Annotated in this window: 13 protein-coding genes; 10 read left to right on the forward strand and 3 right to left on the reverse strand. The window is 54.4% G+C overall.

Annotation, left to right across the window (positions count from 1 at the left end; translation table 11 throughout):
* The first annotated feature begins 7 nt into the window (after window positions 1-7).
* The 7 genes from OO731_RS01005 to purH all read left to right on the forward strand — a co-directional run bounded on the left by OO731_RS01005 (window position 8) and on the right by purH (window position 8904).
* Window positions 8-880: a glycerophosphodiester phosphodiesterase family protein gene (locus OO731_RS01005; protein WP_264890307.1), complete on the forward strand. Its 873-nt coding sequence runs from the start codon at window positions 8-10 to the stop codon at window positions 878-880.
* 12 nt (window positions 881-892) lie between these two features.
* The gene (locus OO731_RS01010; RefSeq protein WP_138274975.1) at window positions 893-3199 is read left to right on the forward strand and encodes a UvrD-helicase domain-containing protein; all 2307 of its coding nucleotides are present in this window, start codon (window positions 893-895) and stop codon (window positions 3197-3199) included.
* Between the two features lie 81 nt (window positions 3200-3280).
* Entirely contained in the window at window positions 3281-4438 is a 1158-nt protein-coding gene (gene sucC / locus OO731_RS01015; RefSeq protein ID WP_138274976.1) for an ADP-forming succinate--CoA ligase subunit beta, read from the forward strand.
* A gap of 19 nt (window positions 4439-4457) precedes the next feature.
* Window positions 4458-5345, forward strand: coding sequence for a succinate--CoA ligase subunit alpha (gene sucD, locus OO731_RS01020; RefSeq protein ID WP_138274977.1), 888 nt, complete (start codon window positions 4458-4460; stop codon window positions 5343-5345).
* 27 nt (window positions 5346-5372) lie between these two features.
* A complete protein-coding gene (locus OO731_RS01025) occupies window positions 5373-6641 on the forward strand; it encodes a DUF6350 family protein (RefSeq protein ID WP_264890308.1) in 1269 nt (422 codons plus the stop codon).
* A gap of 4 nt (window positions 6642-6645) precedes the next feature.
* A complete protein-coding gene (gene purN, locus OO731_RS01030; RefSeq protein ID WP_138315203.1) occupies window positions 6646-7236 on the forward strand; it encodes a phosphoribosylglycinamide formyltransferase in 591 nt (196 codons plus the stop codon).
* A gap of 15 nt (window positions 7237-7251) precedes the next feature.
* Complete coding sequence (purH, locus tag OO731_RS01035; RefSeq protein ID WP_264890309.1) at window positions 7252-8904, forward strand: bifunctional phosphoribosylaminoimidazolecarboxamide formyltransferase/IMP cyclohydrolase; 1653 nt, start codon at window positions 7252-7254, stop codon at window positions 8902-8904.
* A gap of 93 nt (window positions 8905-8997) precedes the next feature.
* Here purH and OO731_RS01040 read toward each other — a convergent pair whose 3' ends face one another.
* The gene (locus tag OO731_RS01040) at window positions 8998-9489 is read right to left on the reverse strand and encodes a carbonic anhydrase (RefSeq protein ID WP_264890310.1); all 492 of its coding nucleotides are present in this window, start codon (window positions 9487-9489) and stop codon (window positions 8998-9000) included.
* A gap of 182 nt (window positions 9490-9671) precedes the next feature.
* On the opposite strand from OO731_RS01040, the gene OO731_RS01045 reads away from it, so the two are divergent.
* Entirely contained in the window at window positions 9672-10250 is a 579-nt protein-coding gene (locus OO731_RS01045) for a DUF4282 domain-containing protein (RefSeq protein WP_264890311.1), read from the forward strand.
* Window positions 10251-10344: 94 nt separating this feature from the next.
* A complete protein-coding gene (locus OO731_RS01050) occupies window positions 10345-12510 on the forward strand; it encodes a glycine-rich protein (RefSeq protein ID WP_264890312.1) in 2166 nt (721 codons plus the stop codon).
* Here OO731_RS01050 and purU read toward each other — a convergent pair.
* Together purU and OO731_RS01060 are read right to left on the reverse strand one after the other, a co-directional pair.
* On the reverse strand, window positions 12503-13363 hold the full coding sequence (purU, locus tag OO731_RS01055) for a formyltetrahydrofolate deformylase (RefSeq protein WP_264890313.1): 861 nt from the start codon (window positions 13361-13363) through the stop codon (window positions 12503-12505). The genes OO731_RS01050 and purU overlap by 8 nt on opposite strands.
* 38 nt (window positions 13364-13401) lie before the next feature.
* On the reverse strand, window positions 13402-13527 hold the full coding sequence (locus tag OO731_RS01060) for a hypothetical protein (RefSeq protein WP_264890314.1): 126 nt from the start codon (window positions 13525-13527) through the stop codon (window positions 13402-13404).
* A 157-nt stretch (window positions 13528-13684) separates the two neighbouring features.
* Between OO731_RS01060 and glyA the strand changes: the two genes are divergently transcribed.
* Complete coding sequence (gene glyA, locus OO731_RS01065; RefSeq protein WP_138274984.1) at window positions 13685-14965, forward strand: serine hydroxymethyltransferase; 1281 nt, start codon at window positions 13685-13687, stop codon at window positions 14963-14965.
* Window positions 14966-14971 lie beyond the last annotated feature (6 nt).

Here is a 14971-nt window from a genome sequence, read left to right on the forward strand (position 1 = left end):
TCCTTAAATGAAGGTTTTTGGTCACCGCGGTGCCTGCGGTTATCGTCCAGAAAACACCCTCGAATCTTTTGAGTTGGCGTTTCAACAGGGCGCAGTAGCCATTGAGTGTGACCTGGTGCCAACCAAAGACCATCGTTTGATTATTCGTCACGAGAACGAACTTTCGCACACCACTGACATTCAGAGTCACCCTCAGTTTGCCGATCGGTTCAAGGAAGTTCTGATGTATGGCCACTGGCCAGTCGAGGGCTGGTTCAGCGAAGATTTCACTTTGGCTGAGATAAAACAACTTCGAGCCATCGAGCGGATTCCTGACGAAAGGCCGGGCAGCGCCAAATTTGATGGCCAGTTTGGCATTCCGACTATCGAAGAGCTGCTAGCCGCTGATTTCATCGATGGCAAGAGCTTGATTATCGAAGTCAAGCATGGAGCGCACTTTGCGCAACTTGGTTTCGACATGGTTGGCGACCTAAAGTCAGCAATCGATTCCAGCGACTATAAATCTCGTGGTGTCGAGCTGGTCTTTGAAAGCTTCAACCTTGAGGTCACCGTGGAACTCAAGCAAAGAATCGCCGGCGAGCATAAATATGTTTTCTTGGTTGACAGCTGGGGCATGCCCACCGAGGTTTCCATCGATGAATTTTTGGACGATGTAGCCAGCAAAGTTGACGGCATTAGCTTTAACTTTGACCTGCTGACACCTGCGCTCGTGAAGGCTGCCCGCGAACGAAACTTGCTAATTTACACCTGGACTGCCCAGGTTGAAAAAGCAGAAAATAGCGTTGAGGAGTACCTCATGCAATTTGTAGATATGAACGTTGACGGTGTCTTTACCGACCAGCCTGACTTGTTGGCCGAACTTGTCGCTGGCCTAGCCTAAACTTGCGTAGTTATGTCTGAGCTTGATCTTTTTTCTAATGCCTTTGGGGCAAGTGAGCGCCTCGTTGAGGGCCTAAACCCGCAGCAGCGCGCTGCCGTCGAATACCGCGGACCCGCGCTGCTTATTGTTGCCGGTGCTGGTTCGGGCAAGACTCGAGTACTGACTCACCGCATTGCGCACCTGCTTGCCAACCGCGAGGCATGGCCGTCACAAATCTTGGCAATTACCTTTACCAACAAGGCTGCGGCAGAGATGCGCGAGCGCGTCAAAGACCTGCTGGGTGAGGCAGCCGACGGCATGTGGCTCAAGACTTTCCACTCTGCCTGCGTTTTGATTCTGCGCCGCGAGGCCGAACGCCTGGGTCACGATTCAAACTTCACTATTTACGACTCAGGTGACAGCCGCGCAATTCTTAAGCGCCTGATCAAAGACACCGCAGCTGACATCCACAAGCTGACTCCGGCCGGCGTGGCATCCGTGATTTCCAACGCCAAAAATGAGCTTGCCGACGCCGAGTCATTTGCGCGCAACGCAGACATGAATGACCCAGTGGCCCGGGTAATTTCTGAAATCTTCACCCGTTACCAGGCTGAGCTTCGGCGCAATAATGCCTTTGACTTCGATGACCTGATCGGTGAGACGGTTCACCTATTCCGTGCGTTCCCAGATGTTCTGGCTCGCTACCAAGAGAAGTTCAAGCACATCTTGGTTGATGAGTACCAAGACACCAACCACGCGCAGTACGCACTGATTCGTGAGTTGGCGGCCAAGGCTTCACTAACCGTGGTGGGTGACTCCGACCAGTCAATTTATGCCTTCCGTGGTGCCGACATCCGCAACATCACCGAATTCGAAAAAGACTTTCCGGGTGCCAAAACCATCCTCCTTGAGCAAAACTATCGCTCAACCCAAAACATCCTTTCGGCAGCGAACGCGGTAATTTCAAACAACTTTGACCGCCCTGCCAAAAACCTGTGGACTGCCTCTGGTGACGGCGAGAAGATCGTCGGTTACACCGGCTATTCGGCGCACGACGAGGCCCAGTTCATCGCCGATGAAATCAACAAACTGCACCGTGAGGGCATGAACTACCGCGACATCGCAGTCATGTACCGCACCAACTCGCAGACTCGAGCACTTGAAGACATTTTTGTTCGTTCTGCACTCCCGTATCGCGTTGTCGGTGGCACCAAGTTCTACGAGCGTCAAGAAATTAAAGACGCAATGGCCTACCTTGTGGCCATCAGCAATAACCGCGATGACCTAGCTACCCGCCGAATTTTGAACGTGCCAAAGCGCGGTATTGGTGACGCCAGCGAAACCCAGATTGCCAACTTCGCGGCTCGCAACGAGCTGTCGGTGCGCCAGGTTTTGGGTCATGTAAACGAGCTGGGTTTTGGCCCAAAAATCACCACCGCCATCACCCAATTGTCTGACCTACTAAATGAGCTTGAAGCGGGCATTGAGTCAACACCGGTTGACGTTATTTTGCGTTCGGTTCTTGAGCGCACCGGCTACATCGATGCCCTGCGTGCCAGCCGCGACCCACAGGATGAAGCTCGAGTTGAGAACCTCGAGGAACTTGTTTCGGTGACTCGAGAGTTCCAGCGCAATAACCCAGAAGGCCGACTTCCTGATTTCTTGAACGAGGTTGCACTGGTCGCTGCCGCTGATGAGATCGATGACGAGTCGGGAACCGTCTCACTCATGACTTTGCACACGGCAAAGGGTCTTGAGTATGACGCCGTGTTCTTGACCGGTATCGAAGAGGGGCTCCTGCCTCACCGCATGTCATTCTTGACTCCGGGTGGAATGGCTGAAGAACGCCGCCTCTTTTACGTGGGCATCACCCGAGCCCGCAAAAAACTTCACATCAGTTTGGCAATGATGCGCACCACCTTTGGCGATTCTGAAGCATCAACTCCAAGCCGCTATTTGCAAGAAATTCCAGATTCTCTAATTGACTGGCGTGAGTCAGGTGCAGGTTCGGGCCGCGGCCTACCTAGCGGCCGCTACCGCAACTCGATTGCCGATGATCAGGGTTACGGCTCTTCATCGGGCGGCTCTTCTGGTGGGTATGGCGGCACGCCATCGACCAAACCCAAGACTGAGTGGAAGGGCGCCATCAGCTCGGTCCGCAACAACGAGGGGCTGCAACTTACAGCGGGCGAGTTTGTAATGCACGCCGACTTTGGCAAGGGCAAGGTTATTGCCACCGCCGGGGAGGGCGCGCGTCAAACCGCTGAGATTCACTTCGGCAGCATCGGTGTAAAGCGCTTGTTGGTAAAGGTTGCACCAATCGAAAAACTAGAGGCTTAGCCGGCCGTTTCGGGCAGAACTGGCGTGGGCAACAGCGCTAAACTTAGAGGGTTGCCCAACAAATTCTGAACGGAAATCACAGTGGATTTATTCGAGTACCAGGCTCGCGACATGTTCGAGGCCTATGGCGTTCCAGTTCTGCAGGGAATCACTGCAGACACCCCTGAAGAAGTAGAGGCAGCTGCTGCCAAGATCGGCGGCGTTGTAGTCGTCAAGGCCCAGGTTAAAGCCGGTGGCCGCGGTAAGGCTGGCGGCGTCAAGGTGGCTAAGTCACCTGAAGAGGCAAAAGAGCTTTCTAAGAACATCTTTGGTCTGAACATCAAAGACCACATCGTCAAGCGCGTGATGGTTGCCCAGGGTGCAGCTATCGCCCAGGAGTTCTACTTCTCGGTTCTGCTTGACCGATCAAACCGCACCTTCCTTTCGCTATGCAGCGTTGAGGGTGGCATGGAGATCGAGCAGCTTGCTGAAGAGCGCCCAGAGGCACTGGCCAAGGTGCCGGTTGACGCAACCAAGGGTATTGACCTTGAGACTGCACTGAGCATTGCCAAGCAGGGTGGCTTTGATGACGAGCTTGCTGCCAAGGTTGCGCCGGTGTTCGTAAAGCTTTACGAAGTGTTCGTAAAAGAAGACACCACCTTGGTTGAGGTTAACCCTCTAGTTCTTACCGAAGACGGCCAGATCATTGCCCTTGATGGCAAGGTATCTCTAGACGACAACGCCGAGTTCCGTCACGAGCGTGAGTCAATGGAACGCGATGAACTTGACCCGCTTGAGGCCAAGGCAAAGGCTATGGACCTCAACTACGTGAAGCTTGACGGCGAGGTTGGAATCATCGGAAACGGTGCCGGTCTAGTAATGTCAACCCTCGACGTTGTTGCCTACGCAGGTGAGCGTCACGGCGGAGTGAAGCCAGCAAACTTCTTGGACATTGGTGGAGGTGCCTCTGCTGAGGTTATGGCTGCCGGCCTAGACGTTATCTTGAACGACCCACAGGTCAAGAGCGTATTCGTAAACGTATTCGGTGGAATTACCGCCTGTGACGCAGTTGCCAACGGAATCGTCGGTGCGCTGAAGACCCTTGGTGACAAGGCAACCAAGCCACTGGTTGTTCGCCTAGATGGCAACAACGTTCTTGAGGGCCGCTACATTCTTGAGCAGGCTGCCCACCCACTCGTAACCGTTGTAGACACCATGGATGAGGCTGCCGACAAGGCCGCTGAGTTCGCGAACCGCTAAGCCGCAGAAGGAATACAAAATGGCTATTTTTCTAGATGAGAACTCGCGAATCATCGTTCAGGGTATGACCGGCTCAGAGGGCATGAAGCACACCCGCCGCATGCTGCTTGGCGGTTCAAACATCGTTGGTGGCGTGAACCCACGCAAGGCTGGCGAGGTTGTTGACGTTGAGGGCAAGCAGTTGCCTGTTTTCGGTACCGTTGCAGATGCAATGGCAGCTACCGGTGCAAACGTCACCGTAATTTTTGTTCCACCTGCCTTTGCTAAGGCTGCGATGATCGAGGCTATCGACGCCGAGATTCCGCTAGCTGTCGCAATCACCGAGGGCATTCCAGTTCACGACTCAGCTGAGGCTTGGGCATACAACGTGAACAAGGGCAAGAAGACCCGCCTAATCGGCCCAAACTGCCCTGGCATCATCTCTCCAGGAAAATCTAACGCTGGAATCACCCCGTCAGACATCACTGGCGCAGGCCCTATCGGTTTGGTTTCAAAGTCAGGAACCCTGACCTACCAGATGATGTTCGAGCTTCGTGACATCGGTATGTCAACTGCAATCGGTATCGGTGGAGACCCAGTTATTGGCACCACCCACATCGATGCACTTGAGGCATTCCAGGCTGACCCAGAGACCAAGGCCATCGTGCTTATCGGTGAAATTGGTGGTGACTCTGAAGAGAAGGCTGCTGCTTACATCAAGGAGCACGTAACCAAGCCGGTAGTGGCTTACGTTGCTGGCTTTACGGCTCCAGAGGGCAAGACCATGGGCCACGCTGGTGCGATTGTTTCTGGTTCTGCAGGTACTGCGCAGGCTAAGAAAGAGGCATTCGAGGCAGCTGGCGTAAAGGTTGGCAAGACCCCAAGCGAGACCGCAGCGCTTATGCGTGAGGTTTACGCAAGCCTCTAAACGAGAGACTCTGGGGGATCCCTCGTAGTGAATCGCAAGCTCACATTTTTAATTGCTGCTCTTGAGGCAGCAATCGTCGCGGCTATCGGAGTCGGCATTACGCTGGCTCCGCTAACCGTGGTGTGGCTTTTCGAAAACGACCCGAGCATCGACTGGTTGGTCCCGTACCGTACCGCCGCCGACATTTGGTTGATGGCTCACGGAACCCGTTTGATGGTTTCTGAAGGTGCGCTTGGCTCGGTGGCAGTGCCCGAGTTTGTAATTTCGATGTTGCCGCTGGGCATGACCTTTGTGGTCGGTTACATGGCATTTAAGTTGGGGCGCCGCCTTACCTCGGCCTCAGAGCTTTGGCCCGGATGGATTGCAGCAACAGCCTCATACGGCGGAATCTCATTTCTGCTCAGCACCACTGCGCACAATGACGCCATCTACCCGGTTACTTGGCAGGGCACATTTTTTCCGCCTGCGTTCTTGTTTTTCTTCGTTCTAATTGGCTCGCTGTTCGGCAAGCGCGAGGCAATCGGTGACGCAATGGGTATTCCAGAGCCGACCGAACGCATTTGGGTGCGGGCCTACCTTTTGCGACAGTTCAACTCAATGCACTGGGCAATTCGCGCCATGCTCAGCCCAGCATTTCGAGCGGGCACCGGCGTAGTCGCCATCACCCTCGGGGTTTCATCGGTGCTGATTGCAGTTTTGATTGCACTCAACTGGATCCAGTTCACCCGCCTTTACGAAGGCCTGCACGTGAGTATTTTGGGTGGAATCATCCTCACCCTGGGGCAGATTGCGATTTTGCCAAACGTGATTGTTTACGGTTCAAGCTGGCTAACCGGCGTTGGTTTTGCCATTGGCGAGGGTTCGATGATTAGCCCACTCGGCACTGTGGTTGGTCCACTACCTGCCCTGCCGATAACCGCAGCACTCCCGATCGGGCAGGCAGAATTTGGCCTGATTGCAGTTTTGGTTCCAATGTTGGCTGCGTTCATCACAACGCTGCTCATCCGTCGCCACGCTGCCGACATTCGTTTTGAGTTTGCGTCGGCTTGGTCAGCTGCCATTTCACTGGGTTTGGCTATCGGTGTGATTGCCGCCGTTGAACTTGGAATTTTGGCAGCACTTGCTTCGGGCAGTGTTGGCCCAGGAAGACTAGAAACCGTCGGAATCAATCCGTGGATGCTGATGGTCGTGGTGTTTATCGAAGTCACCTCGGTGGCCATCCTGGCTGCATTTTTCAGTGCCCGCCCAGATAAGCCTGATCACCCGCTACTGAGCCGTAAGCACAAGGTAAACTAGCCTAATGCTGTCTGTCGTGGTGCTTATTTCAGGGTCTGGTTCCAACCTATTGGCTCTGCTCCAAGCAGCCGATAACCCGCTCTACGGTGCCAAGATTATGGCCGTTGGCTCTGATAACCCTGCCGATGGCCTGGCTCACGCCGAGCAGTTTGGTGTTCCAACTTTTGTAGTTTCACCACAGGCTTTTGAAAGCCGCGAAGCCTGGGCAGACATGCTCCTGGCAAACATCAACCACTTCAAGCCAGACCTAGTTGTTTTGGCTGGCTTTATGAGAATCCTGCCTTCAAACTTTGTGGCAGCCCTCTCACCAAACTTGATCAATACCCACCCTTCACTGTTGCCATTGTTCCCGGGCGGCCATGCCGTTCGCGATGCACTTGAGGCGGGGGTAACCACCACGGGGGTAACCATCCACATCGTTGACGAAGGCGTCGACACCGGCCCTCACATCGCGCAGCGCGAGGTTGAGGTTGTCACCGACGATACCGAGTACGACTTGCACGAGCGCATCAAAAAAGTTGAGCGTGAGCTGCTGGTAGCTACCGTCAAGGACATTGCCGAACAAAAGATTCAGCTTTCGTCAATCACCAAATAACTGGAAGGCACCACATTGGCCGCACACAACGACCACAAGCCAGCCGATTACCGTCACCGCGACCGCGTTGCTATTAGACGCGCACTGCTTTCGGTATCAGACAAAACTGGCATCATCGACCTCGCAACCAAACTTGCCGAGGCCGGCGTAGACATTATTTCTACCGGTGGAACCTACGCAGCAATTTCAGCAGCGGGCATCCCGGTTACTGAGGTTTCAGAGATCACCGGCTTTCCGGAGACTCTTGACGGTCGAGTAAAGACTTTGCACCCAACCATTCACGCCGGCTTGCTTGCTGACATGCGTTTGATTGCCCACGAGGGTCAGCTAGACGCTCTGAATGTTTTGCCATTCGAGTTGGTTGTGGTCAACCTTTATCCGTTTGTACAGACCGTTCAGTCTGGTGCCAAGGGTGACGCAGTTGTCGAGCAGATTGACATCGGTGGCCCGGCCATGGTTCGCGCTTCGGCTAAAAACCACGCCAACGTGGCCATCGTGGTTGACCCGGCAAAGTACGGCGACATCATCGAAGCTATTGAACAGGGTGGCACAACACTGGCCCAGCGTCGTGAGCTTGCCTTTGCCGCGTTCTCTCACACTGCTCGTTATGACGCTGCTGTGTCAGCGTGGTTTGCTGCCGAGCTTGAGGGCGACTGGAAGAAGGCTGCCGGTCAGGACGAAGTTACCGAAAACGCCAACCCAGGATTTGAGAAGACCATCCAGATCGAGGCTCAGTTGGGCAACGTTCTGCGCTACGGCGAAAACTCACACCAGGCCGCTGCGATTTACCGCACCACCGGTGAGGGTGCCGTTGCTGGCATTGCCCAGGCCCGCCAATTTGGTGGCAAAGAGATGTCTTACAACAATTACGTTGATGCAGACGCAGCTCTTCGTGCGGCTTATGACTTTACCGAGCCAGCAGTGGCAATCATCAAGCACGCCAACCCTTGCGGTATTGCCATCGGTGATGCCAACTCGGCAGACCCAATTGCTGATGCCCACGCCAAGGCTCACATGTGTGACTCAGTTTCAGCTTTCGGTGGCGTCATTGCGTCTAACCGCGTAGTTACCGTGACCATGGCCAAGCAGGTCGCTAGCATCTTCACCGAGGTGATTATTGCACCTGGATACGAGCTTGAGGCCCTGCAGATTTTGCTGGAAAAGAAGAACCTTCGTGTTCTTGAGTTGCCTGCCAACTACTCTCGCGAGGCTCTCGAGTTCCGTCAGATTTCTGGTGGCGTTTTGGTTCAGCAGCCTGATGAGTTCAGCCACTTCAACTCACAGGGCTGGAAGTTGGTTACCGGCAAGAAGGCTGACGCCGAGACTATGGCCGAGCTTGAGTTTGCTTGGCGTGCCTGCCGTTCAGTTAAGTCAAACGGCATCTTGCTTTCACGCGAGGGGGCATCGGTCGGTGTTGGAATGGGTCAGGTTAACCGCGTTGACTCTTGCAAGCTTGCAGTAGAGCGTGCAGCATCCCGCGCCAAGGGTTCTGTTGCTGCTTCAGACGCGTTTTTCCCGTTTGCCGACGGCCTTCAAATTCTCTTGGATGCTGGTGTGAGAGCGGTAGTGCAGCCTGGTGGTTCGGTTCGCGATGCTGAGGTAATTGCCGCGGCTGAGGCTGCCGGTGTCACCATGTATTTCACTGGCGAGCGACACTTCTTCCACTAGAAGAAACGCCCCTGCATCTGGTTAGCCAGCCGAAGAATTGCCAAAGAAAAAGGGCCCACGGAAGCAGATCCGCGGGCCCTTTTTCTGACCTGGTTAGAGGGTTACCTCGTTCAGCAAGCCAGTGGCAACATCAAAGATGAAGCCGCGAACCTGATCGGTGTGGGGAATGAATGGGCTGGCCTTGATGCGGCGAATCGAGCGCTGCACGTCAACCTCAAGGCTGTCGAATGCCTCGGCTGCCCACTCTGGTTTGATGCCGGTCTCTTGTGCGATGGACTCTTTGAAGCCGTCATCGGTGAAGGTAAGCATTCCGCAGTCGGTGTGGTGAATCAGAATAATTTCCTTGGTCCCCAATAGGCGCTGGCTGATTGCCAGTGAGCGAATCTCGTCATCGGTAACCACACCACCCGCGTTGCGGATCACGTGTGATTCACCATCTTGAATTCCAAGAATGCTGTAAACGTCAAGTCGAGCATCCATGCACGCAAGCACTGCAATCTGCTTTGATGGCGGCAACGGAAGCGGGCCGTTGAAGGTTTTGGCATATTCACGGTTGTTGGCAAGATACTGATCTGTAACTGACATTCAAATGCTCCTTTTTGGGGGTCTGGTGGTCAAGCAAATTTAGAAAAACATCAATCTGCTTGTCATCAAAATTCCGTCACAGAATGCGACTTTTCATTACGAAAAATTTCCAGCCGGGAATAAGAAAGTAAATTTGAGTCGTGACTGGAAGTTGCGACTCAAATTTAACTGAGGGGGAAGTCGTGGAAAAGGTTGGATTCTTAAGAAGTCTGTTTGATATAAATTTCAAATCTTTTATTACTCGCCGGGTTGCTAAATTTTTGTACGCGATGCAAATCGTGCTGCTGTTGCTTTCCTTGCTCGTTGGAATGGTGGCTGCTATTTGGTATGCCTCGATCCAGAGCGATCCTCTTTACTTGGCGATTGGAATTGTTGGTCTACCACTGCTCACGCTGTTGCTGATGATAGGAATGAGGTTGCTTTACGAGGCGAGTATTGCGCTCGTTGCAATTGCAGAGAACACGTATCATCTTCGATTTCACAATTCTCGAGTTGGCGAGGGCTTTCCAAGCGGGCAGCCCGGGCACCTCGACGAAGACACATTCTCCCGGAGTGTCGCAGTATCTAAGAGCAGAGAACTAACAATCGATGAGCTCGAGCTTCTCAAGCTGGACTATGAGGAAAACCCGGCAGATTTTGCGCTTTCTGTCCTGGATAAGTCGGACCTGGAAGCCTGGCGAAAAGCTGGGCGCCCAACACTGAAGCCTTGGATTTCCTCAGGCATGCCTGATTTCACCCGTTGGTTGAGGGGCCTGAGCTAAATCTGTGGATAACTCCGGCAGGAAGAGTCGTCGGAGTTTTACATTTCTGGGCATGCACAGAAAACAAATTAGAAGATGGCCGAAATTTCTTTCAATGGCCAGCGTTCTTGCTGTGCTGTTTGGGGGATTATTTGTTCAATCGGTCCAGGCAGTATCCAGCAATCCAACACCGGTTTGTGTTGGATCCACCTGCACGGTTACGTTCGAATACTCCGGTGACTACTACCTCTGGAGTCCACCGACCGGAGCCAAAAACATTACCTTCGATTTAGCCGGTGGCCAGGGTGGTCGCTCGGGTGGCCAGGGTGGACGTGTAACTGGTTCTCTGGTTAATTCTCCAACCGCGCTCTACATCTATGTTGGTGGTGCCGGAGCTCAGGGCTCGGCAGCGGCCGGTGGATTCAACGGCGGTGGTGCAGCAGGTTCTGGTCGCGGAGACGAAGGTTCTGGTGGCGGTGCCACTGACATTCGCACTTCAACTTCTTTGACTGACCGAGTGGCTATTGCTGCCGGTGGCGGAGGCTCGGGTGGATTCTCGGGAGGCATTGGTGGATCAGGTGGAGGCTTGACCGGATCAGCTGGCACCAGTGGCCAGGGTCAAGGAGGCGCGGGCGGTACCCAATCTTCCGGAGGTGCCGGGGGATACCCAAACGGCGGCACCTGGGGGCTTAGTGGCACATCGGGCATCGGTGGTTCTGGAGGAGCAAGTGCGGTTTCTGGTGGCGGCGGAGGTGGCGGCGGTTACTTCGGCGGCGGTGGCGGAGGTGCCGACGTAGACACTTGCTGCTCAAATGCCGGTGGTGGTGGCGGTGGATCCTCCTTTGCTAACAGCACGCTGACTTCATCGGTGGTGCACACGGCTGGCTATCGTGCCGGCGCCGGTATTGCCACCATCAGCTATTCAATGCCACCAAAAGTGCTTGCATTTACGGTTGCAAAGGTGATCACCAACGCCACCAATCTGGATTTTGGTATCACCTTCTCTGAATCGGTTACTGGCCTGACTGCGAGTGACTTTGTAGGCTCCGGCACAGCGGTTTGCCAGTCAATAGGTGTTGCGGGCAGTGGCGCCAGCTACACCATCACCGCTAGCAACTGTTCGGTCGGTACCTATCGGCTAACGCTCACAGCACTCAGTGTTACGGGAACCCAAGCCGGCCCCACAGCCGAATCGATCAGCCCCGAAGTAGTCATTGAGCGAACACCGGCAGTGGCTGAATTCACGGTACCGAACACTCCGACCAACTCTGCCGATTTGCTCTACAACCTTGCTTTCTCAGAGGCGGTGACCGATGTCACGGCTGCTGACTTTGCGGTTGGTGGCGAAGGCTGCCAGGTTTCCTCGGTGGTCGGTTCGGCAGCTTCCTACTCGGTAAGAATTTCCGGTTGCACCGACGGCCAAACCGCCACGCTCAAGTTGATCGAGTCGAGTGCTATAGATGCTGCCGGCAACCTAAGCCCAGCATTAGCTTTGACGGCTACGGCTGTGGTTATCGACCGAACAGCTCCAATCGCTCAGTTGACTAGCGTCAGCACCAAGACCTACGAGAATCCGGTATTTGTTCTCAACACCGATTCACCGGTCGTCGGCCTAGGGATTGAGGATTTTGAAGTTATCGCCGGTGAAGGTTGCAGTTTGACCCTGGCTGAGGTGACGGCGGGAGAGACCTTCGAGCTCACGACCAGCGATTGTCAATTGGGGCAGGTGCAGGTTCGGCTTTTGTCAGGTTCGTACACCGATGCACTCGGCAACCTCGGCCCAGCCCAAGCTGTGGAATCCCCGGTCGTTGAGTTTGCCGCGGTGCCGGTTGTAGTTCCAACACCAACTCCGACACCAAACATCAATGAGCCAGAGGTTGATTCTGAAGTGCTGATTACAGGTGGTGGCGGGTCGGGTTCAGACACCGACCCGGATGCAAATTCAGGTTCGGGCACCGGCCCAGAAGGCCAAGGTTCCTCGGCTCGTGAGGAGCTCGAACCAACAACCGCACAATGGCTGCAAGAGCTAGAGGTTGCGGAGTCGAATAACCAGGCAGCCTCTGGCGAGCCAGTTCAACCGAGCAATTCCGAAGTTACAGACAATCAGGCCACGGCACAGTTAGTAGATGACCGATCTGCTCAGGTTCCGATGGTGCTCGAGAACGCACAGGGCGTTCTCTGGATGATTATCGGTGGGCTAACAGCTGGCGCAACGATGATTTTGGTGGTCAGGGGAGCACGCCAAATGCACCGGCGCAGATTGGTGAGGTTGTTTAGCTGAAGATGATGGTGCGGTCGCCGTCTTGCAAAACGCGGCGCTCGGCAAACCATCTCACTGCTTGGGTGAGGGTCTTTGACTCGACATCTTGGCCAATTGAGACCAGGCGTTTCTTTGAGTCTGAGTGCTCTACTCGAACCACGTTCTGTTCGATAATCGGGCCCTCATCCAAGTCAGCAGTTACAAAGTGAGCGGTAGCACCGATCAGCTTTACACCGCGAGCATGGGCCTGCGCGTAAGGGTTTGCGCCCTTGAATCCCGGCAAGAATGAGTGGTGAATGTTGATGATGCGGCCTTCAAATTCGGCGCAGAATTCTGGAGACAGCACCTGCATGTAGCGAGCGAGAACAATGAGTTCTACACCGGCAGATTTGATGAAATCGCGCAGCATTTGCTCAAAGGCACCCTTATCTGCGTCAGATGAAATTGGGTGGTGCTCAAACGGGATTCCGTAAAAATCAGCCATTTCTTTTAGCTCCGGGTGGTTACCGAAAACAGCTGGAATTTCAACCGGGAGCTGGCCGCCGCGCTGACGGAAAAGCAGGTCATTTAGGCAGTGGGCGCTCTTAGAGACCAGAATCAGGGTCTTCATTTTGCGACCGACTTCTTCAAGTTCCCAGGTCATGCCATAGCGCTCGGCTACCGGGGCAATCTGGTTTTCAAAGTGTTCGCGAGGAACAGCAGACTCAATCTGGAGGCGCATAAAAAAGCGGCCGGTGTCGTCAGATGCAAACTGAGATGACTCGGTGATGTTGCCATTCGCAGCAACGATCGCACCACTGATGGCGTGCACAATTCCAGGCTTGTCTTCGCAAACGAGAGTGAGTACCCAGTGGGTGGTGTTGGCTGCAGTCATAGGCTCAAGTTTAACCGGCGGGGCTGGCTAAACCCGCTTTAGTCAAGAGGGGTTTTATCGCGGCGATAACTGCGCGCGACTGAGATTCCAATCCAGATGGCTAGCCCCAAACCAGCAATCATCATGGATGCACCGATGATGACCGGAACTGGTACGTCTGACATGGATCCCCCTTAGAGCTATGAGGTCAGTCTAATCAGGGGGTAAGGCAATCTTCGGGAGGGTGAGCGGTTAACCGTACTAAGTCCTGCTCGGCCAGTCAGAGACTGGTAAAACTGGTAGAATTTTGGCATCGCAACCAAACTTTTTAGGAGCCAATCCGTGTCTGCTCTTCCTTCAACTTTCACCTCTCCACTAAGCGAAACCGATCCAGAAATCGCAGCTGTTCTTGCTGCTGAATTGGACCGTCAGCGTCACACCCTAGAGATGATCGCGTCTGAAAACTTTGTTTCACGCGGTGTTCTTGAGGCTCAGGGCTCTGTTCTTACCAACAAGTACGCCGAGGGTTACCCTGGCAAGCGTTACTACGGTGGTTGCGAAGCCGTTGACGTTGCTGAAAACCTAGCTCGCGACCGTGCGAAGGCCCTATTCGGTGCAGAGCACGCCAACGTTCAGCCACACTCTGGTGCTTCGGCTAACGCAGCAGTATTGATGGCTTTGGCAAACCCTGGTGACCGCATCCTCGGTCTTGAGTTGGCACACGGTGGCCACCTAACCCACGGTATGCGTTTGAACTTCTCGGGCAAGATGTACGAGGCTCACGCTTACGAGCTAAACGCTGAGACTCACCTGATCGACATGGACATCGTTCGCGCCCGCGCACACGAGGTCAAGCCTGCGGTAATTATCGCCGGTTGGTCTGCTTACTCACGTCACCTTGACTTCGCCGAGTTCCGCAAGATTGCTGACGAGGTTGGCGCAAAGCTTTGGGTCGACATGGCTCACTTTGCCGGTCTAGTGGCTGCCGGTCTGCACCCAAGCCCAGTGCCTTACGCAGATGTTGTTTCAACCACCGTTCACAAGACCTTGGCTGGTCCTCGCTCAGGCTTGATCCTGTGCAAGGCAGAGTACGCCAAGAAGATCGACTCAGCTGTGTTCCCAGGTCAGCAGGGTGGCCCATTGATGCACGTTGTTGCTGCCAAGGCGGTTGCGTTCAAGGCTGCCATGACCGATGAGTTCAAGGACCGCCAGAAGCGCACTATCGAGGGTGCTGCGATTATTGCTAACCGCTTGATGCAGAGCGACGTAACTTCAAACGGTGTTCAGGTTCTAACCGGCGGAACTCAGGTTCACCTAGTTTTGGTTGACCTTCGCAACGCTCCAATCAACGGCCAAGAGACCGAAGACCTACTGCACGAGGTTGGCATCACTGTGAACCGCAACTCGGTTCCAAACGACCCACGTCCACCAATGGTCACCTCTGGTGTTCGCATCGGTACTCCGGCGCTAGCTACTCGTGGCTTTGGTGCAGAGCAGTTCACCGAGGTTGCCGAGATCATCGCTGGCGTTTTGGTTCCAAACCCAGACATCGCAGCACTTCGTGCCCGAACCCGCAAGCTAACCGAGGCATTCCCGCTATACAGCGGCCTTGAGAACTGGTAATCGGGG

The sequence above is a fragment of the Rhodoluna sp. KAS3 genome, from assembly GCF_026000575.1.
Lineage (GTDB): Bacteria > Actinomycetota > Actinomycetes > Actinomycetales > Microbacteriaceae > Rhodoluna.

Excerpts from the sequence above, each read along its gene's own strand:
- purU (WP_264890313.1), bottom strand. The coding sequence starts at position 13,363 with ATGACTGCAGCCAACACCACCCACTGGGTACTCACTCTCGTTTGCGAA.
- purN (WP_138315203.1), top strand. The coding sequence starts at position 6,646 with ATGCTGTCTGTCGTGGTGCTTATTTCAGGGTCTGGTTCCAACCTATTG.
- OO731_RS01010 (WP_138274975.1), top strand. The coding sequence starts at position 893 with ATGTCTGAGCTTGATCTTTTTTCTAATGCCTTTGGGGCAAGTGAGCGC.
- OO731_RS01060 (WP_264890314.1), bottom strand. The coding sequence starts at position 13,527 with ATGTCAGACGTACCAGTTCCGGTCATCATCGGTGCATCCATGATGATT.
- OO731_RS01050 (WP_264890312.1), top strand. The coding sequence starts at position 10,345 with ATGGCCAGCGTTCTTGCTGTGCTGTTTGGGGGATTATTTGTTCAATCG.
- sucD (WP_138274977.1), top strand. The coding sequence starts at position 4,458 with ATGGCTATTTTTCTAGATGAGAACTCGCGAATCATCGTTCAGGGTATG.
- OO731_RS01040 (WP_264890310.1), bottom strand. The coding sequence starts at position 9,489 with ATGTCAGTTACAGATCAGTATCTTGCCAACAACCGTGAATATGCCAAA.
- OO731_RS01005 (WP_264890307.1), top strand. The coding sequence starts at position 8 with ATGAAGGTTTTTGGTCACCGCGGTGCCTGCGGTTATCGTCCAGAAAAC.